Source organism: Allobosea sp. RAF48 (assembly GCF_052114025.1).
In the GTDB taxonomy this organism is placed as follows: domain Bacteria; phylum Pseudomonadota; class Alphaproteobacteria; order Rhizobiales; family Beijerinckiaceae; genus Allobosea.
The window spans coordinates 23929-49178 of sequence record NZ_JBFRDZ010000018.1; the positions used below are offsets into that span (position 1 = coordinate 23929).

The window sequence follows — 25250 nt, forward strand, 5'->3', positions numbered from 1 at the left end:
TTGGGGCGTATCAGCGGCACGCATTGGCCTGCGGCGGAGAGATGGGTCAGGTTCAATCGATTGCGTGCGAATAACGAATTAAATTCAGATCAAGATGGTTCTGAATCATTGTTATAATTCCAATTTACCCATTATATTACTCGGATATCAATTTAGATCTGAATGTATTGTATTTATAATCGACAATTTGTGTTCAAATGTTGGTTGCGAATCTCTTCTTTCAGAAATAACTCGTCCCGAATTCAACCCGGGACGAAATTATGAATAATAATTCTAAGCTATATATTGCTGTATATTTCCTGTCTTCCACCGCATTGACGGGCGCGTATGCCCAGTCGGCGCCGGTTGCTCCGGGCGGTGCCGAACCGATTGCCCTCGACCAGATCACCGTGACGGCGACCCGCAGCGAAAAGCAGGCTCTCGACGTGCCCGGGACCGTCAACGTCATCACGCGGCAGGACATGGAACAGCGGATCACCCGCGATACCCAGGACCTCGTGCGCTACGAGCCCGGCGTGATCGTCAACCGCCAGACCACGGCGACCGATCCCTTCGGCAACTATGGCGGCTTCACCATCCGCGGCGTCGGCGGCAACCGCGTGCAGATGCAGGTCGACGGTTCGCGCGTGATCGAGCGCATCACCGACGGCAACCGCGACTTCGTCGACCTGCCTTTCCTCAAGAGCGTCGAGATCGTGCGCGGCCCGGGCACGGTGCTGTGGGGCGCCGATGCGCTGGGCGGCATCGTCGCCTATCGCACGCTCGATCCGCAGGACCTGCTGAAGGGCCGCGCCGACAAGCCCTGGGCGGTGAAGCTCGACACCAGCTACGACAGCCTGGACCGCTCCTTCGTCAAGACCGGCATCGGCGCCTACAGCTTCTCGCCCGCCCTCGAAGCGATCATCGGCGTGAGCCAGCGCAACGCGCAGGAAGCCAAGCTCGGCAATGCCCGCGCCGATGGCGGCCGCTGGGGCTGCCCGGTGCCAACCCTGCGCTTCCTCGGCTGCAATCTGCTCAACCCGCTCGATACCGAGGTCTGGAACGCTTTCGGCAAGATCGTATTCAAGCCGACGCCCGATCACACCTTCAAGCTGACCGGCGAATACTTCGACAGCGAATCCACTGTGAACCAGCTCTACAACTACAACGTCTTGAGCCTGGGCATCCGCAACGGACCGAACATTCGCGATCAGATCAAGTCGCGCAAGCGCCTGGCGCTCGAGCATGAGTGGAATGTCGGCGCAAGCTTCCTCGACTCGCTGCGCTGGCAAGCCTCTTTCACACCCCAGAGCCGCACCTTCATCACCAACAACCTGCAGACGCTCGCCAATGGTCAGCAGCGCTTCACGCGCGGCCTGCTCGACTATACCGAGCAATTCTCGCAGCTCGACGTCCAGGCGAAGTCGAGCTTCGCGCTGGGGTTGAGCTTCCACCGCCTGACCTACGGCTTCCAGGGCGACGTCACGCGCACCGACTATGAGCGGCGCGACGATGTTAGAAACCTGACCACCGGTGTGACGACGACCGCGATCGCTGGCGGCTTCAACTTCGCCAATGCGACGACGACGCGGGCCGACATCTATCTCCAGGACGAGATCGAGCTCCTGAACGGGCGCTGGACGATCACGCCCGGCGTCCGCTACGCGAACTACAACATCGATCCGCGCGTCGGCCCCGGCTATGTCATCGTGCCCGGAAAAGCGCCGCGCGAGCTCGACTCGCACCGGCTCATCCCGCAGGTCGGCACGATCTTCAAGCTCGACGAGACCTATTCGCTCTATGCCCGCTACGCCCAGGGCTTCAAGATGCCGACGGCGCAGCAGCTCTACACCTCGCTGCCCTTCGGCACGCAGAACCTGATCCCGAATCCGGATCTGCGGCCTGAAATGGTCACATCCTATGAGGCGGGCGTGCGCGGACGCTTCGCCGATGGCTGGTTCTCGATCGGCGTCTTCCATGCCGACTACAAGGACTTCATCCAGGAGCTCTACGAGGTGCCCGGGACGACCGACATCACCTCGCGCAACCTGGCGCGGGTAAAAATCTCCGGCATCGAGGCCTCGGCCGAGTGGCGCTTCCAGGAGCGCTGGGTCACCCATCTGGCGCTGAGCTATCAATACGGCCAGCAGCGGAAGCAGCAGGGCGCGCTCGAAGTCCCCTATAATGTCAGCCCACTGAAGGCGGTGACGGGCCTGAAGTACCTGATGCCGGAATACGGACTGGAAGCCGAGGTGATCGGCACCTTCGCGGCCGGCGCGACGCGCGCCGACGCACCCACCACGTTCAAGCCCGGCGGCTATTCGGTGTTTGACGCCTATCTGAACTGGAAGCCGACCAGCTTCCTGACCCTTCGTGCCGGCGTCCAGAACATCTTCGACAAGCGCTACTTCGCCGACGTCCTGAACTACGACAAGGTCGCAAGCTTGAGCGTCGCGGCCGCCAACCCGCTCGAACTGCAGACCGCGCCGGGGCGCATATTCAAGCTCTCTGCGTCTGCAGAGTTCTGACCCTCGATTGAGATGCCTCGCCCGAAGGCGCGGCGGATCGGCGGCGCTCCCGGCGAGACCCGGGCGCCGCCTCATTTGGAGACCACGATGACCCAAGAGACCAATCCACGCGAACGGCTCACGCGCGCGCCGTCCGAAATCCTTAAGAGCTTGCCCGCCATGGGGCGGGTCATGCTGAGCACCCGCTCCGGCGGCGCCACGCATGAGCGTATGGGCGAGGTCGAGGCGGTCGCGATCGAAGGGAACGAAGCCAGGCTTTCGGGCGCGTTGCACGACAGCCGCATCGACCTGACGGCGGTCGTGCGCATCGTCGCCGACCGGACCAGCAAGATGCGCGAGCGTGTGCTGCCGCGCCTGGAATGTCAGGATGCCAATGGCGAGACCCTGTTCAGCCTGATCGGCCTCGACGGGCTGGAGCCGTTCGACAAGGCGTTGGCAGCCTTCGGCGCAGGCGAGCCTCTGGAGCCGGCCATGCGCGAGGCGCCCGGCGCAGGCGGCGCGGCCGACATACCCGCGGACGATCTCGGCGCCCGGAGCTTCGCGGCCATCCTCGACAGCGGCGAGACCATCGCCATCGACATCGAGCGGCCCGGCCTGTTCCAGCACTGGGAAGCCGTGCTGCCCGAGCCGAAGCCGGCGATGGGCTTCGTCAACATCATGCAGCCCGACTTTCACCTCCATCTCAGGGCCGGTGCCGTCGCGAGCTGGCAGCGCAGCGAAAGCGGCGGAACCGTCACGCTCCAGGCCCTCGACAGCGAAGGCAAGCCTTTCGGTCTCGTCCTGAGGGGGCCCGCCGCAGCCTTCGCCAAGGTCCCGGAAAGCCATGCCGCTCGCAGCTGAATGGGAGGGCAGGGGCGGGCGTCATGCACATCCGCGCGCGAGCTGGCTCTGCCCGGAAACGGGCGGCCCGCTGCCGCACGGCGAACTGATGCAGGCGATGGCGCGCAAGCGCGTCGTCCTGCTCGGCGAGACGCATGACGTCGCCGAGATCCATCGCTGGCAGCTGCATGTTACAGCGGTCCTGCACATGCTGCGGCCGGCGCTCGCCGTTGGCTTCGAGATGTTTCCGCTGCGCATCCAGCCGATCCTCGACGCCTGGGTCGATGGCGCAATGGACACCGCGACCTTTATCGAGCGCAGCGAATGGACACAGGTCTGGGGTTTCGATCCGGAGCTCTACCTGCCACTCTTCCATTTCTGCCGGCAGCAGCGCGTGAAGATGCTGGCCCTGAACTGCCACCGGCCGCTGGTGACGCGCGTCGGTCAGCTGGGCTGGGAGGCCATCCCCGTCGAGGAGCGCGACGGCGTCACCCCGGCGGCGCCTGCGACCGAGGCTTATCGCGACTACCTCGCCGCAATCACCGGCCGCTTCGCCGGGCCCGATCGGCCGGAAGCGATGGCGCCGGAACGCTTCGACCGTTTCGTCCGTGCGCAGCAATGTTGGGACCGCGCCTTCGCCTGCCGCATCGCCGATCATCTGGCCGAGGCGACGGACGATCCGCTGGTCATCGGCATCATCGGCCGGGGCCATCTCGAATACGGGCATGGTACGCCGCATCAGCTCCGCGATCTCGGCATCGAGGATGTCGCGGTGCTGCTGCCGACGAGCGAGGCCGAGCACGATGCCGCGGCCCTGCGGGGCATCGCCGACGCCGTGTTCCGCCTCGACATGCCGGAGCCGCCGCAATCGCGGCGCGCCCTGCCGCGAGCCGCATCATGAGGGCCGTCCTTTCCCAGATCGCCTGGCTGACGCGTCTGTGCATCGCCGGCCCCGGCGGCAGGGTCGGCGCGCTCTATTTCGGGCTGATTTTCGGGCTGGGGTTGGCCGGCGTGCAGGTCGGCGTGCGGCTCATCTCGTGGACGGCGGATTTCTACAACGCCTTGCAGAAGCTCGATGTCGATGGCGCCTTGCGGCAAGTGGGAATCTTCTTCGGGCTCATCGCGATCAGCGTCGCGCTGCATCTCAGCAGCACCTATCTGCGCAAGATGCTGCAGATCCGCTGGCGGCGCACCCTGACCGAGGCTGCGCTTGACCGCTGGCTTACCGGCAAGGCCTTCTGGCATTTGCGGGAGCGCACCGACCACGGGCTCGACAATCCCGACCAGCGCATCGCCGAAGATTGCCGCATCTTCGTTGACAAGCTGACCAGCGAAGGGCTCGAACTTGCCACCAATATCGTCGCGCTCGTCACCTATCTCGGGATCCTGTGGTCGCTTTCGACCTTCCCGCTTGCGCTCAGCGCTCTGGGCTTTTCCGTCGAGATCCCCCGCTACATGGTCTGGGCAGCGCCGCTCTATGTCGCGATCGCCAGCGGGATCACCCATCTCCTTGGCCGGCCGCTCAAGGCGCTTTCCGTCGAGCAGCAGCGCCGCGAGGCGGATTTCCGCTTCGCGCTGGTCAGGCTGCGCGAGCATGTCGAGGCGGTGGCGCTGGCCGATGGCGAGCCGGCAGAGCGACGCCTGATGCGCGAGCGCTTCGCCGCGATCGTCCAGAACTGGCGCAGCCTCGCCAATCGCGACCTGATCCTGGGCCTGTTCACCCGACCCTATTTCCAGACCGTGCTGCGCATTCGTCTATTCCTGGCGCTGCCGGCCTATCTCGCCGGGCGTGTCACTTTCGGCGGGCTGATGCAGATCGGCTCGGCCTTCCAGAACGTCGTGACGACGCTCTCCTGGTTCGTATTCTCCTATCGCGACCTCACCGAGCTCGCCGCGGCAGCCAGCCGCCTGTCGCATTTCATCAGGGTGGCGGAGGCGGAAGCCGCGCCGGCGCTGCGCCCGAGCCTGCACACCACGGCGGATGCGAGGCTGAGGCTTCGGGACATCGCGCTCGAGACGCCAGCCGGGCGCCGGTTGACGCCGTGGCCGGAGCTGACGCTGGAAGCGGGGCGCAATTACTGGCTCTCGGCTCCCTCCGGCCACGGCAAGAGCACCCTGGCGAAGGCGATGGCCGGGCTGTGGCGTCACGGCGAGGGGCGGATCGAACGGCCGGAAGGGCGAATCCTCGTGCTGCCGCAGCAACCCTATCTCCCGCTCGGCGACCTGCGCACAGCTCTGTCCTACCCCCAGCCGCCTGGCGCGATCGGCGACGAAGCACTGCGGCAGGCGCTCGGATCCGTCGGGCTCGAAGGGCTGTGGTCCTTTGACGATCAGGGTTGGGCCGATGCCAGGCGCGGGTTCTCCGGCGGCGAACGGCAGCGCTTCGCTCTGGCGCGCGCCTTGCTGCAGCGGCCAGACTGGCTGGTGCTGGACGAGGCCACGAGCGCGCTTGATCTGGCCGGCGAGAAGCAGGTGCTGGAGGCCGTCCGCGCGGCCCTACCGGGCGTGACCGTGATCGCGATCGCCCATCGTGAGCCGGCGGGCCTCGGCGATATCGAACGAATCTCGCTGCCCGGCCTTGCTTCGGCCGGCAATCCGATGTCCCGGCTCGCGCCGCTGCCGGCCTGAGGCTGCTGCCGGGACGCGCGAGCTGGTCCGATCGGCCCGGTCAAAAAGCTACCGAATGCGCGAGACCGTCCGGAAGCAGGGCGCAATCAACTGGCGCGCTCCGTCCGTTCCACCATATCGGCGAAAGCGAGCGCGACGGGACCGAGCGCGTCGCGCGGCTTGGTCAGCAGATGCAGCGTGCGGCGGACGTTCGGCCGCAGGCCGAGAACCTGTATGCCATGGCGGTCCGCCGGCAGGGCGAGCTCGGGCATGATCGTCAGCCCCAGACCTCCGCGCACCATGCTCGCCAGGGTCGCGTTGTCGCGTACGAGACAGACGATCTCGGGGTTGCTTCCGGCCAAGGCCAGGAGCTCCTGGATCAGCGTCTCGCAGCCACCACCCGACAGCAGCATGCGCTGCCCGTCGAGCTCCTTCAGCGCAACCTCGCGCCGATTGGCGAAGGCGTGGCCGTCCGGAACGACGACGACATAGTCGTCCTGGACAACCGCGCGGGACGAGAGGCTCGCATGGGTCCGGCTGGTCACGCCGATCTCGGCCACGTCGGACAGGACCCAGCTCGTCACCTCCGGATCCGTGCCTTCATGGAGTATCACGGTGATGCCCGGGTGCTCGCTGCGCAGGCGCCGCATCCAGTCCGGCAGCAGTTGCACGGCGGCGCTCTGCACGACGCCGACGCGCAGGATGCCGGTCAGGCTTCGAGAACCAGCGGCGGCTGCCGCGCCGGTCGCGAGGCGTTCAAGAGCGGCCAGTGCGGTTCTCACTTCGGCCAAAGCCTCGCCCCCCGCAGCGGTCGGCGTTGCGCCATCGCGGCCTCCCCGTACGAGGAGCGGGACGCCCAGGCTCTTTTCCAGCGCCGCGACGGCCTGGCTGACGGCTGACTGGGACAGGCAGAGCTGGCTTGCTGCGGCCGTGAAGCCGCCCCGCTCGGCAACGGCGCGAAAGCAGCGGAGCTGCGTCAGAGTGATATTAGCTAACATGATAGATGGATTTCAGAACGATTAATTGGACTGATGTTGATCCGGTTCGGTAGTTGACGCAACCGAAACGCTGCGGACGGGCATCATGACGAACAGAGACGGGTTGACGGTGGGGTTGGCGCAGATCGCCCCGATCTGGCTGGACCGCGATGCGACTTTGGCAAAGATCGAGCAATGGGTCGAGCGGGCGGCCCTGGCGGGCTGCGGCTTCGTTGTCTTCGGAGAAGCCCTGGTGCCGGGCTATCCCTTCTGGATCGAGCATACGGACGGCGCGCGCTTCGAATCCTCCCTGCAGAAGGAAATCCACGCGCACTATCTCGATCAGGCGGTGCAGCTCGAAGCGGGACATCTCGACGGGGTGCGGGCGGCGGCGGCCCGGCTCGGCATCGCCGTCATGCTGGGCGCGATCGAGCGTCCGGCCGACAGAGGTGGGCACAGCGTCTATTGCTCGCGTGTTCACATCGGCGCCGACGGCAAGGTCGCCTCGGTCCATCGCAAGCTGATGCCGACCTATGAGGAGCGGTTGAGCTGGGCGCCCGGCGATGGGCACGGTCTCTGCGTTCACCCCGTGGGCCCTTTCACGGTCGGAGGGCTGAACTGCTACGAGAACTGGATGCCGCTGTCCCGGGCGGCGCTCTATGCGCAGGGCGAGGACCTGCATGTGGCCCTTTGGCCCGGCAATCGCCGCAACACACAGGATACGACTCGCTTCCTCGCCCGGGAGGGGCGCAGCTATGTGCTGGCCGTGTCGGGGCTGATGCGGCGAGCGGATGTGCCCTCGGACAGTCCGGCGGCCGCGATGCTGGAGCGGGGCTGCCCCGACTGGCTGGCCGACGGTGGATCCTGCATTGCCGGCCCCGACGGCGATTGGGTGGTGGAGCCCGTGACGGGGCGCGAGGAACTGCTGGTGGCGCAGCTCGACCACCGCCTGGTGCGCCGGGAACGCCAGAACTTCGATCAGGCGGGGCATTATGCTCGACCGGATGTGACGCGCCTGGTCGTCGATCGGCGGCGCCAGAGTCTCGTTTCGTTCGAGGACGCGTGACATTATCCCCCCGCAATCCATCGCCATGCACCTAAAACTGTTGGAGCGGCGAAGTTCGGGAGCACGAGAACTGAGGGCTTTGAAGGACGAAAGAGCCGAGGGTTGCCTGATGGAAATGCTCGATTTCACGCGCATGCTCTTGGCAGCCAATGTCGCTCGTCAGGCGGTGTCTAGCCCCCAGTGCAGGCTTCGCTCGCGCCGTCCAGGCCCTGAATGCCGTGCTTGAAAAGCGCCTGTGTCGCGGAGCCATCCCGGACGATCCGGACGACATAGATGCTGTCGAAATCGTTGCCCGGCCATTTTTCGACCTGGCGAGGATCGCCGCCGTGGTGGTCAAGGAGGTTGCGAGCCAGCTTGACCAACTGCTTGTGTTCCCACGCGATCAGCAAAGTCGCGCTTCTATAGTCAGGGGATTGCAGCGCCTTTTCGAGCTTGTCGATCTCCTTGTAGCCGAACTGCGTCTCGACCGGCACCCCGGTCGCCTTGGAGAGAGGCGCGACAGTCTCCAGGGGGCGCAGATATCGATATTTGATTCCCTCGTCCTTCTTCTGCCGCTCGGGATCGGGAGCGAAGATCGCGTCGAAGCGGCCGAATTGCTTTGCAAGGACCGGCGGCAGGGCGTTCGCGCGGCTCAATCCGCGGCAGTCGAGCCGGCCCAATCCGCCCTTCGGCTTTTCGCCGTGCCGGATCAACACGATCGTTTGCGTCACAGGCGCCGCGCAGGCGTAGCCGCCGCCTGCTCCGCCAAACGCGAGCACCGCCAGGATGGTTGCCGATCTCGGGCCATGTCCTCTGCTGCGTTGCATCGCGATAAAAGTCTCCTGTGATGCCCATCGGGCCGATCGAGATTGTATCCATTCGACGAGGAGTTCACCGCGGCAACCCAAAGCAGCGCAATGCGCGCTCACACAGCATCGCCAAGCAGGCTCCGGTCACCGCGCCAATCGCCTTGACGATGGCATCATGCGGTCGGCCATGGCGGGTTGCCTCGAGTGTTTGAAGCCATTCGAGCCCGAACGCGATGAGAACGATGGCGCTCAAAACGACCAAGCGCTTTCGCGGATAAGCAAAAATCAATAATGCGCTTGCCGCGAAATACGCCAGAAGGCGTTCGCTATCGGGCTGAAGTCCGGGGATGTGCGGGCGCAGCTCGATCGGGGACAGCGTGGCGAAGACGATCGCTGCGAGAGCAATCCAGCCCAGGATGAGCGCTGCCTGACGGAATCTTTCGAGGAAGGGCGGCAAGGCGGAAGCCCGAAAGTCAGCCAGAATGCGGGACAGGGAACGCAAACGCTTCGCCGAGGCTCAATTCCACTGTCCTCGGACGGAAAATGTACTTCCTTGCACTGGCAGGGGGCAGGGGGCTTTGCGCTCCTCGCTCAGCTTTACCGGTTGGGAGCATCAACTTCGTCGTTTCCCGCACGATCGACCTGCCCCTGCTGCCGCCAGGCCAAGTTCTGACAAATGAAATTCTGAAGGAAAATGGGTCCATTGTTGGACCAAGGCGCAAATTTGCTGTTCAAGAGATTCGGCAGGTGGTCGGCATGCGAAATGCTGGCTGCGCGGTGCGGGGCGGAACGCCGGCTCACAGAGGCTTGGGCAACCGGCACCACGACCTCATCGGCCCGAGTCCAGGTCGCTCCATCGAGGAGATCAGGCGCCTTTGCCGCCGGGCTCCTGCGTTGCCGCTGTGATGGCCTCGATGAGCCGCTGGCGATTATCGAGCACGAAGGCGATGAAGATATCCTGCCCGACGATAGACTTCAGCATGGCCGGCAGCAGGCCGTAGAGCCTTAGGGCGAGATCGCGCATGGCGGCATCGTCGTTGACGAGATCGGACGCCTTCTGTCCCGCGAAGTCTTTCAGGAGATGCTCGTTCTGGCTCACCAGCGAGACGATTTCCGCTTCAATTTTCTCTTTGACGGCTTCGAACATAGGTCACCTCGGCCGATCCTGTTCCGAAACCTAGAATAGCGGCAGGGAGACGAATTGTCTGGCTTGCCATGCGGCCGGCGCTGCTTTCGGTCAGTTCTCCGAACGCTATCCCGATTGGCTCGCCGGCGACCCTCCGCAGGGCGGATGCGGTCCGCTCGTGCTATAGGGTGCAGAATCCAATCAGCAATGGTGCGGCTCCGTCCGCAAGAAGGGAGTTCATGTCCAGCCCCGGTGGCAGTATGTTCGATATCCTCGGCATATTGGCTGTTCTGTTTCTCGTCGCCGCGAACGGCTTTTTCGTCGCGGCTGAATTTTCCCTCGTTTCGGTTCGGCGCAGCCGTGTCACGGAGCTCGTGGCGGCCGGACGCGTGAATGCGATCGCGCTAAAGAGGGCGGTAGACGGCCTCGATGCCAATCTGGCCGCGACGCAACTGGGGATCACCATCTCCTCGCTCGCACTTGGTTGGGTCGGCGAGCCAGCCCTGGCTCACCTGATCGAGCCCGTGCTTCAGGGACTGCCGGGCGCTCTCGCGACGACGAGTTCGCATGCGATCGCCATCGTGATCTCCTTCATCATCATCACGGCGCTGCACATCGTTCTGGGAGAGCTGGCGCCGAAAAGCCTTGCGCTCCAGCGCAGCGAAGGCACGGCCCTCTGGGTGGTGAGGCCGCTCGGCCTCTTCCTGTTCCTGCTCAAGCCCGCGATCATGGTCCTGAACGGTCTCGGCAATCTGGTGCTGCGGTTATGCGGCCTTCGACCGGGAGGCGGGGAGGGTGCGCTGCATTCTCCCGAAGAGCTCAAGCTGCTGATTCGAGCCAGCCAGGAAGCGGGCATCCTCGAATTGGAGCAGCAGGAGGTCGTCGCCCGTGTCCTGAGCATCGGCGACCGCCGTATCTCTGACATCATGACGCCCCGGCGCGATGTCGACTGGATCGACCTCGATGACGATCCCGAGGAGACCCTGAGGATCCTTCGTGAGTGCCGTCACGAACAGTTGCTGGTTGGTCGCGGCGGGATCGATGAGCCGTTGGGGATGGTCCTCAAAAAGGATCTTCTCGACCAGGTGCTCGACGGCTCGTCCATCGACCCGACGGCCGTCATCCGCTCTCCGCTCGTTCTGCACGAGGGAATACGCATCTTCCGGGCATTGGAGGAATTCAAGCGGGCACCCGTTCGCCTTGCGCTCGTCATCGACGAGTTCGGCGGCCTTGAAGGCATCGTTACGCAGACCGACCTTCTGGAGGCCTTGGCAGGGAATCTCCCCCATTCCGATACCGAGGAGCCCGATCTCATCGAACGGGAGGATGGCTCGCTGCTGATCGACGGGATGATGCCTGCCCATCAAGCCTTCGAACGACTCGGCCTTCGCCTGGACGCCGTCGACGGCGATTTTCACACCATAGCCGGGTTTGCGCTGACCCAGCTCGAACGCCTCCCGGAGGTCGGAGATTCCTTCACCTATGAAGGCTGGCGTTTCGAGATCGTCGATATGGACGGGCGCCGGATCGACAAGCTGCTCGCAAGCCACGCCATGACAGCGGCCGGACCTGATGCGGGGCCGGGAGGTACAGCAAAATAGCCTCCGCTCGTCGTCGCGAAGCAAATTTGCCGTTGCGATTGGTCGAACGCGTCCAGGCTGGCTGCGCTCGGCCGCCGTCAGGCATCGGTATTGGCGACCGCCCGATGTCCTTCTTCGATCCCGGCAGCTTTCGCGCTGCGCGTCGGGACGAGCCAGTTCGAGAACGCGTCCAGATAGAGATAGATCACCGGCGTCGTGAACAGGGTCAGCAACTGGCTGACGAAGAGGCCACCGACCATGGCGTAGCCGAGAGGCTGGCGGATCTCGGAGCCCGTACCGTGGCCGAGCATCAGTGGCACGCCACCGAGGAGGGCGGCCATGGTGGTCATGAGGATCGGGCGGAAGCGCAGCAGGCAGGCGCGGCGGATCGCCTCCAGCGAGGACAAGCCCTGCTCGCGCTCGGCGGCAATCGCGAAGTCGACCATCATGATGCCGTTCTTCTTCACGATGCCGATCAGCAGGATGAGGCCGATCAGTGCGATCAGGCTGAAATCGAAGCCAAAGAGCAGCAAGGTCGCAAGCGCGCCGACACCGGCCGAAGGCAAGGTGGAGAGGATGGTGAGCGGGTGAATGTAGCTCTCGTAGAGGATGCCGAGGATCAGATAGACCACGACCAGCGCCGCAGCGATCAGCATCGGCACCGAGGCGAGCGAGTCCTGGAAGGCCTGCGCCGTGCCCTGGAACGACGTCGTGATCGTCGCGGGCAAATCCATCGCATTTTGCAGGCCGCCGATGGCGGCAGTCGCCTGCCCAAGCGCGATGCCCGGCGCCAGGTTGAAGGAGATGGTCACCGCCGGGAACTGGCCCTGATGGTTGATCGCCAGCGGCTGTGCCGGGACCGTGCTCCATGTGGCGATGGCCGCGAGCGGTACGTTGCCGCCGGTCGTCGCGGAACGCAGGTAGATCTGATCGAGCGTCGCGATCTTCTGCTGCAGCGAGGGCAGCACCTCAAGAACTACATAGTAGGTCGAAAGCTGCGTCGCGTCGCTGGCGATCTGCCGCTGCCCGAAGGCGTCGTAGAGCGTGGCGTCGATGACGTCCGGCGTGAGCCCATAGCGAGCGGCCTGGTCGCGATCGAACGTCAGGGTCAGAGTGGAGCCGGCTGCCTGCTGGTCGGAGGCGACATCGCGCAGCTCCGGCATCGCCTTCATCCTGGCGAGCAGCTTGGGAGCCCATTCGTCGAGCTGGGCGACGTCGGTGCCCTGAAGCGTGAACTGGAACTGCGTGCGCGAGGGCCGGCCGCCGACGCGCACATCCTGCGCCGCCTGAAGGTAGAGGCTGGCGCCTTCCAGCCGGCCGGTTTGCGCGCGCAGCCGGCGGATCACCTCGTCGGCCGAGGCCGTGCGTTCCTCCCGCGGCTTCAGCGTGATGTACATGAGGCCGTCATTGAGGGTGCCGCCGGTTCCGCCCATGCGCATCGCCATATGATCGACAGCCGGGTCCTTGAGGACGATCGCGCCGACATCCTCCATATGCCGGGCCATGGCCCCGATGGAGGTGTCCTGGGCGGTCTCGATCACACCGGTGATCAGGCCTGTATCCTGCTGTGGAAAGAAGCCCTTCGGGATGATGACGAACAGGTAGACGGTCAGCGCGAGCGTCGCGAAAAACACCATCAGCGTGGCGAAGCGGAAGCGCAACGCCACATCGAGGCTGCGCTCGTAGGCGCCAGCGAGCGCCCGGAACAGCTTGTCGCTGGCCTGATAGATCCGGCCGTGATGCACTTCGCGGAGCGGCTTCATGAAGCGCGAAGCCATCATCGGCGTCAGGGTCAGCGAGATCACCGCGGAAGCGAGGATGGCCATTGCCAGCGTGACCGAGAATTCGCGGAACAGCCGGCCGATGATCCCGCCCATCAGCAGCAGCGGGATCAGCACGGCCACCAGGGAGATCGAGATCGACAGGATGGTGAACCCGATCTCGCTCGTGCCCTTGATGGCGGCGGCCATAGGCTCCTCGCCGTCCTCGATATGGCGCGTGATGTTCTCCAGCATGACGATGGCGTCGTCGACGACGAAGCCGACAGCGATGGTCAGCGCCATCAGCGAGAGATTGTCGAGGCTGTAGCCGGCGAACCACATAAGGGCGCAGGCGCCGAGCAGCGCGAGCGGCACGGTCAACGACGGGATGATGGTGGCCCAGAGGCTGCGCAGGAAGACGAAGATCACCAGAACGACCAGTGCGATCGTCACCAGCAGGGTAAATTGGACGTCCTTGACCGCCGCGCGGATCGTCTGCGTCCGGTCGGACAGCACGCCGATCTTGATGCCGGGCGAGATGCCCGCGGTCAGGTGCGGCAGAGCCTCCATGACCTTGTCGACGGTGGCGATGACATTGGCCCCGGGCTGCTTGAAGATCACCAGGAACACGCCGGGCTTGCCGTCGGCCCAGCCGGCTTGCGTATCGTCGAGCGGCGCGCTGACGGCCTGGCCGATGTCGCGCACGCGCACGGGGTTTCCGTCGCGATAGGCGATGATCACGTCGTTCCAGCTCCTGGCGTCGGTGAGCTGGTCATTGGCGTAGATCGTGTAGGCACGTGCGCTGCCGTTGATGGTGCCTTTCGGGCTGTTGACGGTGGTGACGGAAAGCGGCGTGCGTATATCTTCCAGGGATAGTCCGCGCGCGGCCAGCTTCGCCGGTTCGACCTGGACGCGGATCGAAGGCGTCTGCTGGCCGCCGACATTGACCTGGCCGACGCCACCGATCTGGCTGATGGCCTGGGCGAGCTTGGTGAGAGCCTCGTCGGAGACCTGAGTGAGCGGCAAGTTGTCGGATGTGGCGCTGAGCAGCAGGATCGGCGAGTCGGCCGGATTGACCTTGCGATAGGTCGGCGGGCTCGGCAGGTTTTTGGGCAGTTGGCCGGCGGCCGCATTGATGGCGGCGAGCACATCCGCGCCGGCGCCGTCGATATTGCGCGATAGATCGAACTGGAGAGTGATCTGGGTCGAGTTGGCCTGGCTCGACGAGGTCATTTCCGCGACGCCCGGAATCAGTGAGAATTGGGATTCAAGCGGTTGCGCGACGGTTGCTGCCATGGTGGCGGGATCGGCGCCTGGCAGGTTGGCCGAGACCTGGATCGTCGGGAAATCCACCTCCGGCAATGGCGCGACCGGCAGTTGCGGATAGGCGACGACACCGACGAGGAGGAGACCGGCCATCAGCAGCGAAGTGGCGACCGGGAAACGGATGAAGGGAGTGGAGATTTTGCTGGCCATAGCTCAGTCCGCCCTCTTCGCCGAGGCCGGGGCTATTTCTGCGGAGGCATTCGAGGCCATTGGCGCTTCGGAATCGGGGAGCATCGGCCTGGCATCGACCAGAGTGCCGTCCTGCAGGCGGGACTGGCCGGCGACCACGACCTTCTGCCCGACGCCGAGCCCGGACAGGACCACCGCACGGTCATCGTCGCTGGCACCGACTTGGATCGGCCGGGCGCTCACCTTGCTGTCATCGCCGATAACATAGGTGAACAGGCCATCGGGGCCGTGCATCACCCCATTCGCGGGAATGAGGATGACCTGCTTGAGCGTATCGATCCGCATCCGCGTGCTCACCGAAAGTCCCGGCCAAAGCACATTGTCGTTGTTGTCGAAGCGTGCCTTCAGACCGATCGTGCCGCTGGCGAGATCGACGGTGTTGTTGATGGCGACGAGCTGGCCGTGCGCCAGCGTCCGCCTGCCGTCCGAGGAAATCGCATCGACCGGGACTTGGCTGCCGTCGAAAGCCTTGGCGATCGCCTGGAGACGATCCTGCGGGGCGGTGAATTCGACCGCAATCGGCTGCAGCTGGGCGATGGTGACGATGCCGGTCGAGTCGGCCGCATGGACGATGTTGCCGGGATCGATCAGCCGAAACCCGACCCGACCGGTGATCGGGGAGCTGATGGTCGCATAGTCCAGATTGACCTTGGCGCTATCGATCGCAGCCTGATCGCCTTGGATTTGTGCCTTGAGCTGTTCGACCAGCGCTTGCTGCGTGTCGAGATTCTCGCGCGACTGGAAGTCTTTTGCGACGAGTGACTGGTAGCGCTCGAGAATGAGCTGGTTGTTCTTCAGATTGGCTTGATCCTGGGCCTTCTTGGCGACGACCTGATCGAAAGAAGCCTGATAGGGGCGCCGGTCGATTTCGACCAGCGGGTCACCCTGGCGAACGATCTGGCCTTGCCTGAACAGTACCTTGGTGATCGCCCCGTCGACGCGGCTTTTGACCGTCACGGTCTTGAAAGCCGAAACCGTGCCAATGCCATGGACATAGACGGGATAGTCAGCTTCGCGGACATTGGAATAGGCGACCGGAATTCGCGGTGGCGCGGCCGGCCCGGTCGCGGTGCTGCCGGTGGAGGCATGGCCTCCCCATTCGCGCCAGCCCTGATAGCCAAGGATCGCAACAGCCAGCATGGCGACAAGCAGCCAACCGCGGCCGCGGTGCTTGCGTCCATTCTTCCCATTCTCGACCATGCTCGCATCCGCCGAAAGACGAAGGCGTCACCCCGTGGCGCCGCAGCGATGCCCCTCACGACTGTGCGGGAACAACGCGGCGCCCGTCGGTGGGTTTCCGAGACGACATCGTCAATCTGCGAGCCGATCCACCGCGGCTCGCGACAGAGATTTGGCCGGCGGAGCCGGAAAGCAGCACCCGGAGCGTCAGAAAATGCTGTAAAAGCGGCGCGAATGCAGCGCCTGCAACGCCGCGCAATTCGCCGCCGGCCTTTGGTCCGGCCGAATTCGCTCTCGATCTTGTGACGCGGGCGGCGGCCGCGGTGCGCGTCGGGCAAGCATCGGATCGCCAGTGCAAAACCCCTGCAGCACCAGCAATGCAGATCCTCTGGCGGGGGCATCCATGTCAAACGGCTCGCAAAGTTGCGCCCCGATTGGTCTGCGCCCCATCCAGCTGCAATTGCGCGAGGATGTTGAGGTCGATCCGGTCGAGTCGCAAATGTCCGCCCACGCCGCTGCCCTTCCGGTCACGGATCGATCGGGAGGGCGAAGCTCGCCTTGACCCGGTCCATCACCACCATAGTCTTGAAGCCCTTGATGTCGGGGTTTTCGTAGAAGAACCGGCGGGTGAAGCGCTCGTAATCCTCCATGTCCTTCGCTGTGACATGGAGCACGAAATCAGCGTCACCGGTGACGTAGAAGCCGATCATCACTTCCTTCGTCGCCCGGATCGAGGCCTTGAAGCGGTCGACGATGTCGGCCCGCTCGCGCTCCAGCGTCACCAGCACCAGCATCGAGAGCGGCCTCCCGACGGCGCGCGGCGAAACGATTGCGACGTCCGCCTCGATCACGCCGGCATCGCGCAGGTGCTTGAGGCGACGCTGGCAAGCCGTTGCCGAGAGGCCGACGCGCTCGCCGAGCTCGGCCGTCGTCAACCGATTGTTCTGCTGTACCGCATCGAGAAGTCTGCGATCCAGCCTGTCGAGTTCAAGCATGCCGAATCCCTGCGCCGCTCCGTTGATCTAAGCCGAAATTCCTCGCGAAATCGCCTGTTTCGGCGGCATAGGCGGCATTCTCCACGTTAGCCTCCCCGCCGTTCAATCATCGAAGCGGAGGATGCGATGCGGGGTTTATCCGCGAAAGCGCTGAAAGAGCTGAAGCGTGCCGACTTGCTGGAGAGCCGGGCTTTCGTGGATGGAAGCTGGCGCGACGCGGCCGAGCATATCGCGGTCGTCGATCCCGCGACGCAGGAGACGATCGTGAGCGTCGCTTCGCTGCCGCTGGAAGCCGTGGATGAGGTGGTTGCCGCCGCGGTCGCGGCCCAGAAGCTCTGGCGCGATATCCTGCCTATCGCGCGCGGCCGCCTGCTGCGCGACTGGGCGGTGGCGATGCGGCGCAATGTCGACGATCTCGCCGTCATCATGACCGCCGAGCAGGGCAAGCCGCTCGCCGAGTCCCATGGCGAGATCGCCTATGCCGCCGCCTTCCTCGATTGGTTCGCCGCCGAAGGCGAGCGCAGCTATGGCGAGACCATCCCGAGCCATATGCCCGGCAGCCGGCTCTCGGTGCAGATGCAGCCGATCGGCGTCGCCGCTGCCGTGACGCCCTGGAACTTCCCGAGCGCGATGATCACCCGCAAGGCCGGCGCGGCGCTGGCCGCCGGCTGCGCGATGGCGGTGAAGCCCGCTCCCGAAACCCCGCTCTCGGCGCTGGCGCTGGCGAAGCTGGCAGAGGAGGTCGGCTTCCCGAAGGGCGTCTTCCAGGTGCTGACCGGCGAGGCCGCGCCGATGGCGCATCGTCTGTTGGCGCATACGGAAATCCGCGCCTTCTCCTTCACCGGTTCGACGGAGGTGGGCCGTCTCCTGCTCGGCCAGGCGGCACAGACGGTGAAGCGCACTTCGCTGGAGCTCGGCGGCCACGCGCCCTTCATCGTCTTCGACGACGCTCCGCTGGATCAGGCGGTCATCGGCGGCATCGCCGCCAAGTTCGCGACTTCGGGACAGGATTGCCTCGCCGCCAACCGCATCTATGTCCAGCGCGGCGTCTATCGGCGCTTCGTCGCGGCTTATGCGGAAGCGACGGCCCGCCTCAAGGTCGGGCACGGGCTGGAGGAGGGCGTCGATATCGGCCCGATGACGCGGCCCTCGGTCGCTGAAAAGTGCCGCCTGCACATCGCGCAGGCGGTGGCGGCCGGCGCCCGGCTGGTCGCAGGCGGCCAGGACAGCCCGTTCGGCGGCAATTTCGTCCAGCCCGCCGTGCTGGCCGATGTGACCGATGACATGACCATCGCCCGCGAGGAGACCTTCGGTCCGGTAGCCGCGATTCTGCCCTTCGACACGGAGGAGGAGGTCGCAGCCCGCGCCAATGCGACCGAGATGGGCCTCGCTGCCTATCTCTATACCGAGGATCTGCGCCGGGCGATGCGCCTCACCGATGCGCTCGAATACGGCATGGTCGCGGTCAACACGCCGAAATTCACGGGCGCGCCCGTTCCCTTCGGCGGCTGGAAGCAGTCCGGACTCGGCCGCGAGGGCTCGCGCCACGGCCTCAGCGAGTATCTCGAAGCGAAATATGTCTGCTTCGGCAATCTGGCAGCGTAATCAAGGAGCAAGACTATGACGATCGACATCGCGACGATCGGCGCGCTGGATCGCGCCAGCACCCTGCATCCCTTCACCCAGCTTAAGGACTTCGCCACCGGCAAGCTCGGCGATCCCACCATCGTCGAGACCGGCAAGGGCATCCGCATCCAGGACGCGACAGGCCGCAGTTATATCGACGGCTTCGCCGGGCTCTACTGCGTCAATATCGGCTATGGCCGTACGGAAGTCGCCGAGGCGATCTCCCGGCAGGCCTACCGGCTGGCCTATTACCACTCCTACGCCGCCCACACGACGGATGAGCTCGCCATCCTGTCGGATCGTCTCGTCAGGATGGCGCCAGGCAAGATGAGCAAGGTCTTCTACGGGATGTCCGGCTCGGACGCGAACGAAACCCAGGCCAAACTCGTCTGGTACTACAACAATCTGCGTGGTCAGCCGCGAAAGAAGAAGATCATCTCGCGGCTGCGCGGCTACCATGGCTGCAGCGTCGTTTCCGGCTCGATGACCGGGATGAGCTTCTACCACGACCATATGGACCTGCCGCTTTCCGGCATCCTCCACACCGGCGCGCCACATCACTATTGGGGCGCCCAGCCCGGCGAGACGGAAGCCGAGTTCTCGAAGCGCCTCGCCTCCGAACTGGAAGAGCTGATCCTGCGCGAGGGGCCGGAGACGGTCGGCGCCTTCATCGGCGAGCCGGTGCTCGGCACGGGCGGCATCACCCCGCCGCCGGAGGGCTACTGGACGGCGATCCAGGCCATCTTGCGCAAATACGACGTGCTGCTCATCGCCGACGAGGTGGTCACCGGTTTCGGCCGCATCGGCACGCCTTTCGGCTCGCATCTCTATGGCATCGAGCCCGATCTCATCACCGTCGCCAAGGGGCTGACCTCGGCCTATTTCCCGCTCTCGGCGGCGATCGTCGGCGACAAGGTCTACAAGGTGATGGAGGAGGGCGCGGACCGCGTCGGCGCCTTCTCGCACGGCTACACCTATTCCGGTCATCCGATCGGCGCCGCCGCAGCGAACGCCGTGCTCGACATCGTCGAGAGGGAGGATCTGGCGGGCAAGGCGCGCGAGGTCGGCGGCTATTTCCAGGAGCGACTGAAGGCGGTCTTCGCGCAACTGCCGATCGTCGGCGAGGTTCGCGGTGTCGGCATGCTGGGCGCGCTCGAATTCGTCGCCAACCGCGAGCGCAAGACGCGTTTCGATCCCGGCCTGAAGGTCGGCGCCCGTATCTCCAAGGCAGCACGCGATCGCGGGTTGATCGCCCGGGCCATGCCGCATGGCGAGATCCTCGGCTTCGCGCCGCCGCTGGTCACGACTCGCGACGAGGTCGATGAGATCGTCGTCATCGCTGAGAAGGCGGTGCGGGAGGTGATGGACGAGCTCGCCCGTGACAAGGTCGCGCTCGCCTGAGATGGCGGCCCGGCGCTCTCTGGCCACGAAAAAAGGGGCCGCCGGATGGGCGGGCCCTGCAAGACTGGGGGAGCTGTTCGGTTCGGTGGCGTCAGGCGTCCACCAGCTCTCGCTTCATCTCTTCCATGTCCTGAAAGCGATCGGCGAGGCGGGGATGGGCGCGGCTGTTGTCGGCGGCGCCGATGGCGACCAGCACCTCGTCGGCGGCCGGAGCGTCCGGAATCTGAAACTGGGCGGTGAGGAAATGCGAGCGCTTGCCAGTCTCACTCTTGTGGATCATCGGCAGGGAGATGAGCGCGCCCGGCGCATTGCGGGTGTTGGTGAAGCTCAGAAAGGCCGTGCCCTTCACCGCATCACGGAACATGTTGCCGAAGCGCAGCGTGTGGATCAGCGCCGAGGCATGCTCGATCTCGCCGTTCGTGCCGACGGCGGCAGCCTTGCCATAGGCCTCGACCTGCTCGGCCGGCATCACGGCGACAAGCCGCTTCGTCAGTTCTTTGCCGAGTTCAGGCGCGATGCGCAGGATCTCCGGGCGCAAATTCTCGACGAAGCCCTGGCCCGCCCAGGGATTGTGCAGCACGGCCGCCACCACGACGAAGCGCACCGGCTTGTCGGCGCCCTTGCCGCCTTCGATGAAGGTTTCCTCGACGAAGGTCGAGATCTTGCGAAGGCCGTAGTCCATGGCGTGTCCACCTGTTGCGATCGTGAATGGGTGAAGCAGCCTAGCGAGACCGTTCCCGCATCGTCTTCCATCGGAACGCGGGAAGAAACTCATGGATCGACCTGCGATGCAGCGTAAGATCGCATGCGGTCGGTAGGGAGAGACCCATGGCGGATCAGGCCTCGCAGATGCGTTCGTTGCGTGATGTCGCAAGCCGGATCAATTCCGGCGGCGATCTCGACACGGTGCTCCGCGATCTCATCCGCGCGGCCTGCGAGCACGGCGGCTGGGCGCTGGGTTCGATCATGGCGATCGACGCTCCTCATGGCGACGCCCATGTCGTTGTCCGCCATGATCCGACCTTGCTGCGCCGACGCTTGGAGGATCGCTGGGAATTGGCCACCAGCCCAGCCTTGATCGCGCTCCAGCGCAATGAGCCCATCTATATACGGGACGCACGCGCCTCCGAGGAATTCCCCGGCTATCGCCGGGAGGCTTTCGAACGCGACTACCGCACCGTGCTGGTGCTGCCGATGAGTTGCTCCGATGCGCAGGGGCGGGCCATGGTGCTGAACGTCGTCTCCCGCGACATCCAGGACGTCTCGGCCGACGATCTCGCCTTCATGAGCATGATCGTCCATCTCGGCGGCATCGCCGTCGAGCGCGAGCACCGCCTGCGCGCGCAGCGCCAGGCGGCCGAGCAATTGCAGAACGCGCTGCAGACCCAGACCATGCTGCTGCAGGCGGTCCTGTCAGGTGGCTCGACTGTGGCGCTCTCGACGATGCTCGCCGAACTCTTGCCAGACGCGATCCTGGTGGTGGATTTCGCCGGCAACGCGCTGGCGGCCAGCCGCTCGCCGGCGCCGCTGCGCTTCGACGATGCCGCCTGGCAGCGGGGGCTCGACGGCGCGATCGGGGCGCAGATCACAGCCGCCGCGCGCGACGCGGTTGCAGCGGGCCGCACCGAGCCTCTGGGTCTGCGTCTCGACAACGGAATCGAGCGTCTGCAGATCACGGCGCGGATCGAGGCGCTCGATGTCGACGGGCAGGCGGTCGGCGCGCTGGTGGTCTTTCCGGAGGCCGGGGAGAGTGGCGGCGATCTCCAGCGGCTGCTGCTCGACAGCGTGAAATTCGCCCTGAGCGTGCAGATGATGCGCAGCGTCATCCGCTTCCGCTTCGAGACGCGCACCTTGACCGAGCTTTTCTTCGAGATCGTCGAGCGTCGCTGGCGCGACGCCGACGACATCGTCCAGCGCGGTCGTCGGCTCGGGCTCGCGCTCGGCGCGCCTGCCCGGATGATCGTGGTGGATTTTCCCGACGGCCCGTCCCTCCCGGCCGATATCAGCATCGACTGCCATCATGCCGTGACCCGGCTTGCGCGCCAGATGAACTTGCCGATCAGCGTCATCGCGGTCGGTGGCGGGCTCGTCTGCCTCGTTCCGGAGGAGAAGAGCGGGGAGGCGGAGCGCGCCGGACGTTTGCCGCGCCGCATGGTCGAGGTGCTCCGCCACAGCTTCAACCGCGAGCCGATCGTCGTGCTCGGCGGCATCTGCGATGGCCTTGAAAGCTATCCCAAGGAATGGGAGCGCTGCTGGCGCATGATCCGTATCGCGCGTTCCTTTGGGCGCAGCGGCACCCTGTCGGCCTTCGATTTCGGCCCGATGCCGATGCTGATCGGTGCCGCCGAATCGGCGGATGTGCGTAGCTTCGTCGATGGCGCGATCGGCGCGGTCATCGCGCATGACCGCAAGCACGACACGCCCTATCTGGAGACGCTCGCCGCCTATCTGCGCGAGGGCTGCCGTGCCCAGGCCTGTGCCGATGCGATGGGGCTCCATGTCACGACGCTGCGCTACCGGCTCTCGCGCATTCAGGATCTGTTCGGTATCGACCCCGAAACCGCCGACAAGCGCTTCGCCATCGAGCTTGCCATCCGGCTGCACGGTGTCATCGAAAGCAGCGAAGTGACGGTGGCGTGAGGCGAAGTTCTCCTCCATCGATCCGACGAAACATTTCCAGAATTTGTCCGGCTGTTCCTAGGAAGCGAAGGGCATTCCCGTCGCCTAGCCTTTCACCACGATCCCGCATTGATCGAGGTGAGGCGGATGCTCGCTCCCGCGGAAAAAACAGCAACAGCGATCGATCCGGTCGCGCTGCGACGCGCCTTCGGCACCTTCGTGACTGGAGTCACGGTCATCACCACGCGCGATGCCGAGGGCGCACCCCGCGGCATGACCGCGAACTCCTTCACCTCGGTCTCGCTCGACCCGCCGCTGCTTTTGGTCTGCGTCGGCAAGAGCGCCCATAGCTACGGTGCCTTCAACAGTTCCGACGCCTTCGCGGTCAATCTTCTGCACGAGGCGCAGACCGACGTCTCCAACCTCTTCGCCTCCAAGGCTGCGAACAAGTTCGACACGATCAATCACGATCGCGTCCATACCGGCGCACCGGTGCTCACGGATTGCCTGACCTGGTTCGACTGCACCGTGCATAGCCGCGTCGATGCCGGCGATCATCTGGTGCTGATCGGCGAGGTGCAGGCCTTCGGCACGAGCCCCACCGCGCCGCTCGGCTTCTGCCGCGGCCGCTATGCCAATGTGAAGGATCCGCTGCCGCCAGGCTGGCTCGAGTCGCATGGCATGATTGTCGGCTATCTGATTGAAGCGGAAGGAAATCTTCTGCTACGGTCGGATGGTAAGGGAGGCTGGGTGCTGCCGAGCGCGAAGCGCCGCATCGCTGACAACGAGCTCAAGCTCGATGGCGGCGACGCACTGACGCTCGTGCCCGACGACACCTTCGTCTACTCCGTTTTCGATGTGACCGACGGCGACCCGGGCTACCTGATCTACCGCGCCCGCCTCGCGCAGCAAGCCGCTTCGCAGCAGCTTTCCTCAGGCCTGCGCTTCTTTCCGATCGATCAGCTTCCCTATGACGAGATTCCGACCCGGGAGATCTCTTCGATGCTGCGGCGCTACGCCCGCGAGAGCGCCAGCAAGCGCTTCGGAATCTACATGGATTCCGATGATGGCGGCCGCCTCGCCATGGTCGGCGACGCGCGGCCCTGGGCCAACCTTCCGCAATCCTGAGCCGGCAGAGCGATCATGAAGACTACCGTCACATCCCTCGAAGGTTCGCGCCAGGGCCTGTTCATCGACGGCGCCTTCGTCGCTCCGAAAAGCGGCGTCTACGTTCCGTCCTACGATCCCACCACGGCCGAGCCCTGGTACGAATTCGCCCAGGGCGACGCGGCCGATGTCGACGCCGCCGTGCGCTCGGCGAAGGCCGCCTTCGTCAACCCGTCCTGGCGCCGCATGACGCAGACCGAGCGCGGCAAGCTGGTGCGCCGCCTCGGCGAGCTCGTGCTCGCGAATGCCGACGCGCTGGCGATGATCGAGTGCCGCGACAACGGCAAGCTGCTCAAGGAAATGCGCGCGCAGATGCGGGCCATTCCCGATTCCTATCTCTATTTCGCCGGCATGGCCGACAAGCTGCTCGGCGAGACCATTCCGGTCAACAAGCTCGACTCGCTGAACTTCAACCTGCGCGAGCCGCTCGGCGTGATCGGCATGATCATTCCGTGGAACTCGCCGCTGATGATGTTGACCGGCACGCTCGCGCCCTGCCTCGCGATCGGCAACACCATCGTCGTCAAGCCCTCCGAACACGCCACGGCGTCGAGCCTCGCCTTGGCGGAGCTGGCGATCGAGGCCGGCATTCCCCCGGGCGTGATCAACGTCGTAACCGGCGATGGCGCCACAACGGGCGAGGCGCTGACGCGCCATCCCGGCATCGCGAAATACGTCTTCACCGGCTCGACCTTCACCGGGCGAAAGATCGCCGGCAACGCCGCGCAGAACCTGGTGCCCTGCCAGATGGAGCTGGGCGGCAAGTCACCCCATGTCATCTTCTCGGATGTCGACATCGACCGGGCGGTGAACGGCGTCGTCTCCGGCGTCTTCGCCGCCGCCGGCCAGACCTGTGTCGCCGGCTCGCGCTGCTTCGTCGAGCAGCCGATCTACGATCGCTTCGTCGATGCGCTGGTCGAGCGCACGCGCCGCATCAAGGTCGGCCATCCGCAGGTCGAGGACACCGATATCGGCCCGGTCGCGCTGGCCTCTCAGCTAGCCAAGGTCGAGGACTATGTCGGCTCTGGCGTGCGCGAGGGCGCCAAGGTCGCGGCCGGCGGCCGCAAGCCACAGGACGGCGAGTTGGCACGCGGCTGGTTTTTCGAGCCGACCGTGTTGGTCGAGGCGCGCAACGACATGCGCTTCATGCGCGAGGAAATCTTCGGACCGGTCGTCGGCATCGTGCCGTTCAAGACCGAGGAGGAGATGATCGAGCTCGCCAACGACACCGAATACGGCCTCGCCTCCGGCATCTGGACCAAGGACATCGACCGGGCGATGCGCTTCGCCCGCAACATCGATGCCGGCACCGTCTGGATCAACACCTACCGCTCCGCCGCTTACATGTCCGCCAATGGCGGCATGAAGAACAGCGGCTATGGCCGCCGCGGCGGCTTCGAGGTCATGCGCGAGTTCTCGCGCCTGAAGAACGTTCTCATCGACTATTCGGGCGCCATGCAGGACCCGTTCGTCATTCGCCTGCGCTGAGCTGTCCGCGACAGAAACCAGAACGGAGGA

The 25250-nt window shown here is 65.1% G+C and carries 19 protein-coding genes; 11 read left to right on the forward strand and 8 right to left on the reverse strand.

Annotated features, from left to right (window positions below; all coding sequences use genetic code 11):
- Positions 1-260: 260 nt before the first annotated feature.
- From AB4Z10_RS25720 to AB4Z10_RS25735, 4 genes are all read left to right on the forward strand, one after another.
- The gene (locus AB4Z10_RS25720; protein ID WP_441473246.1) at positions 261-2507 is read left to right on the forward strand and encodes a TonB-dependent hemoglobin/transferrin/lactoferrin family receptor; all 2247 of its coding nucleotides are present in this window, start codon (positions 261-263) and stop codon (positions 2505-2507) included.
- 87 nt (positions 2508-2594) lie between these two features.
- Positions 2595-3347, forward strand: a complete 753-nt coding sequence (locus AB4Z10_RS25725; RefSeq protein WP_441473247.1) for a ChuX/HutX family heme-like substrate-binding protein — start codon at positions 2595-2597, stop codon at positions 3345-3347.
- Positions 3331-4227, forward strand: a complete 897-nt coding sequence (locus AB4Z10_RS25730) for a ChaN family lipoprotein (RefSeq protein WP_441473248.1) — start codon at positions 3331-3333, stop codon at positions 4225-4227. Before AB4Z10_RS25725 ends, AB4Z10_RS25730 begins: the two co-directional genes overlap by 17 nt.
- Positions 4224-5954, forward strand: a complete 1731-nt coding sequence (locus tag AB4Z10_RS25735; protein WP_441473249.1) for an ABC transporter ATP-binding protein/permease — start codon at positions 4224-4226, stop codon at positions 5952-5954. The genes AB4Z10_RS25730 and AB4Z10_RS25735 overlap by 4 nt, the downstream gene beginning before the upstream one ends.
- Positions 5955-6040: 86 nt before the next feature.
- On the opposite strand, the gene AB4Z10_RS25740 is transcribed toward AB4Z10_RS25735, so the two are convergent.
- Complete coding sequence (locus AB4Z10_RS25740) at positions 6041-6931, reverse strand: LysR family transcriptional regulator (protein ID WP_441473250.1); 891 nt, start codon at positions 6929-6931, stop codon at positions 6041-6043.
- An 85-nt stretch (positions 6932-7016) separates the two neighbouring features.
- Between AB4Z10_RS25740 and AB4Z10_RS25745 the strand changes: the two genes are divergently transcribed.
- A complete protein-coding gene (locus AB4Z10_RS25745) occupies positions 7017-7976 on the forward strand; it encodes a carbon-nitrogen hydrolase family protein (protein ID WP_441473251.1) in 960 nt (319 codons plus the stop codon).
- Between the two features lie 170 nt (positions 7977-8146).
- Here the strand turns inward: AB4Z10_RS25745 and AB4Z10_RS25750 are convergent, their stop codons facing one another.
- The 3 genes from AB4Z10_RS25750 to AB4Z10_RS25760 form a co-directional block, all read right to left on the reverse strand.
- Positions 8147-8884 (reverse strand): histidine phosphatase family protein, encoded by a 738-nt coding sequence (locus AB4Z10_RS25750; protein WP_441473252.1) that lies wholly within the window; start codon positions 8882-8884, stop codon positions 8147-8149.
- Positions 8847-9266 carry a VanZ family protein gene (locus tag AB4Z10_RS25755; RefSeq protein WP_441473253.1) on the reverse strand — a complete coding sequence of 140 codons (420 nt, stop codon included), beginning with the start codon at positions 9264-9266 and terminating at the stop codon, positions 8847-8849. The genes AB4Z10_RS25750 and AB4Z10_RS25755 overlap by 38 nt, the downstream gene beginning before the upstream one ends.
- A gap of 363 nt (positions 9267-9629) precedes the next feature.
- A complete protein-coding gene (locus AB4Z10_RS25760) occupies positions 9630-9911 on the reverse strand; it encodes a hypothetical protein (RefSeq protein ID WP_441473254.1) in 282 nt (93 codons plus the stop codon).
- A gap of 218 nt (positions 9912-10129) precedes the next feature.
- Here AB4Z10_RS25760 and AB4Z10_RS25765 point away from each other — a divergent pair, with 218 nt between their 5' ends.
- On the forward strand, positions 10130-11491 hold the full coding sequence (locus tag AB4Z10_RS25765) for a hemolysin family protein (RefSeq protein WP_441473308.1): 1362 nt from the start codon (positions 10130-10132) through the stop codon (positions 11489-11491).
- A 77-nt stretch (positions 11492-11568) separates the two neighbouring features.
- Here AB4Z10_RS25765 and AB4Z10_RS25770 read toward each other — a convergent pair whose 3' ends face one another.
- The 3 genes from AB4Z10_RS25770 to AB4Z10_RS25780 form a co-directional block, all read right to left on the reverse strand.
- Positions 11569-14706, reverse strand: a complete 3138-nt coding sequence (locus AB4Z10_RS25770; RefSeq protein WP_441473255.1) for an efflux RND transporter permease subunit — start codon at positions 14704-14706, stop codon at positions 11569-11571.
- Positions 14707-14709: 3 nt separating this feature from the next.
- The gene (locus AB4Z10_RS25775; protein WP_441473256.1) at positions 14710-15945 is read right to left on the reverse strand and encodes an efflux RND transporter periplasmic adaptor subunit; all 1236 of its coding nucleotides are present in this window, start codon (positions 15943-15945) and stop codon (positions 14710-14712) included.
- A 506-nt stretch (positions 15946-16451) separates the two neighbouring features.
- Complete coding sequence (locus AB4Z10_RS25780; RefSeq protein WP_441473257.1) at positions 16452-16919, reverse strand: Lrp/AsnC family transcriptional regulator; 468 nt, start codon at positions 16917-16919, stop codon at positions 16452-16454.
- 126 nt (positions 16920-17045) lie between these two features.
- Here AB4Z10_RS25780 and AB4Z10_RS25785 point away from each other — a divergent pair, with 126 nt between their 5' ends.
- Both AB4Z10_RS25785 and AB4Z10_RS25790 read left to right on the forward strand, forming a co-directional pair.
- Positions 17046-18524, forward strand: coding sequence for an NAD-dependent succinate-semialdehyde dehydrogenase (locus AB4Z10_RS25785; protein ID WP_441473258.1), 1479 nt, complete (start codon positions 17046-17048; stop codon positions 18522-18524).
- A gap of 15 nt (positions 18525-18539) precedes the next feature.
- Positions 18540-19946 (forward strand): aspartate aminotransferase family protein, encoded by a 1407-nt coding sequence (locus AB4Z10_RS25790; RefSeq protein ID WP_441473259.1) that lies wholly within the window; start codon positions 18540-18542, stop codon positions 19944-19946.
- 91 nt (positions 19947-20037) lie between these two features.
- Here AB4Z10_RS25790 and AB4Z10_RS25795 read toward each other — a convergent pair whose 3' ends face one another.
- Complete coding sequence (locus AB4Z10_RS25795; RefSeq protein ID WP_441473260.1) at positions 20038-20628, reverse strand: amino acid synthesis family protein; 591 nt, start codon at positions 20626-20628, stop codon at positions 20038-20040.
- A gap of 146 nt (positions 20629-20774) precedes the next feature.
- Between AB4Z10_RS25795 and AB4Z10_RS25800 the strand changes: the two genes are divergently transcribed.
- The 3 genes from AB4Z10_RS25800 to AB4Z10_RS25810 all read left to right on the forward strand — a co-directional run bounded on the left by AB4Z10_RS25800 (position 20775) and on the right by AB4Z10_RS25810 (position 25220).
- Positions 20775-22586, forward strand: coding sequence for a helix-turn-helix domain-containing protein (locus AB4Z10_RS25800; protein WP_441473261.1), 1812 nt, complete (start codon positions 20775-20777; stop codon positions 22584-22586).
- A 126-nt stretch (positions 22587-22712) separates the two neighbouring features.
- Positions 22713-23693, forward strand: coding sequence for a flavin reductase (locus AB4Z10_RS25805; protein WP_441473262.1), 981 nt, complete (start codon positions 22713-22715; stop codon positions 23691-23693).
- Positions 23694-23708: 15 nt separating this feature from the next.
- Positions 23709-25220: an aldehyde dehydrogenase gene (locus AB4Z10_RS25810; protein WP_441473263.1), complete on the forward strand. Its 1512-nt coding sequence runs from the start codon at positions 23709-23711 to the stop codon at positions 25218-25220.
- Positions 25221-25250 lie beyond the last annotated feature (30 nt).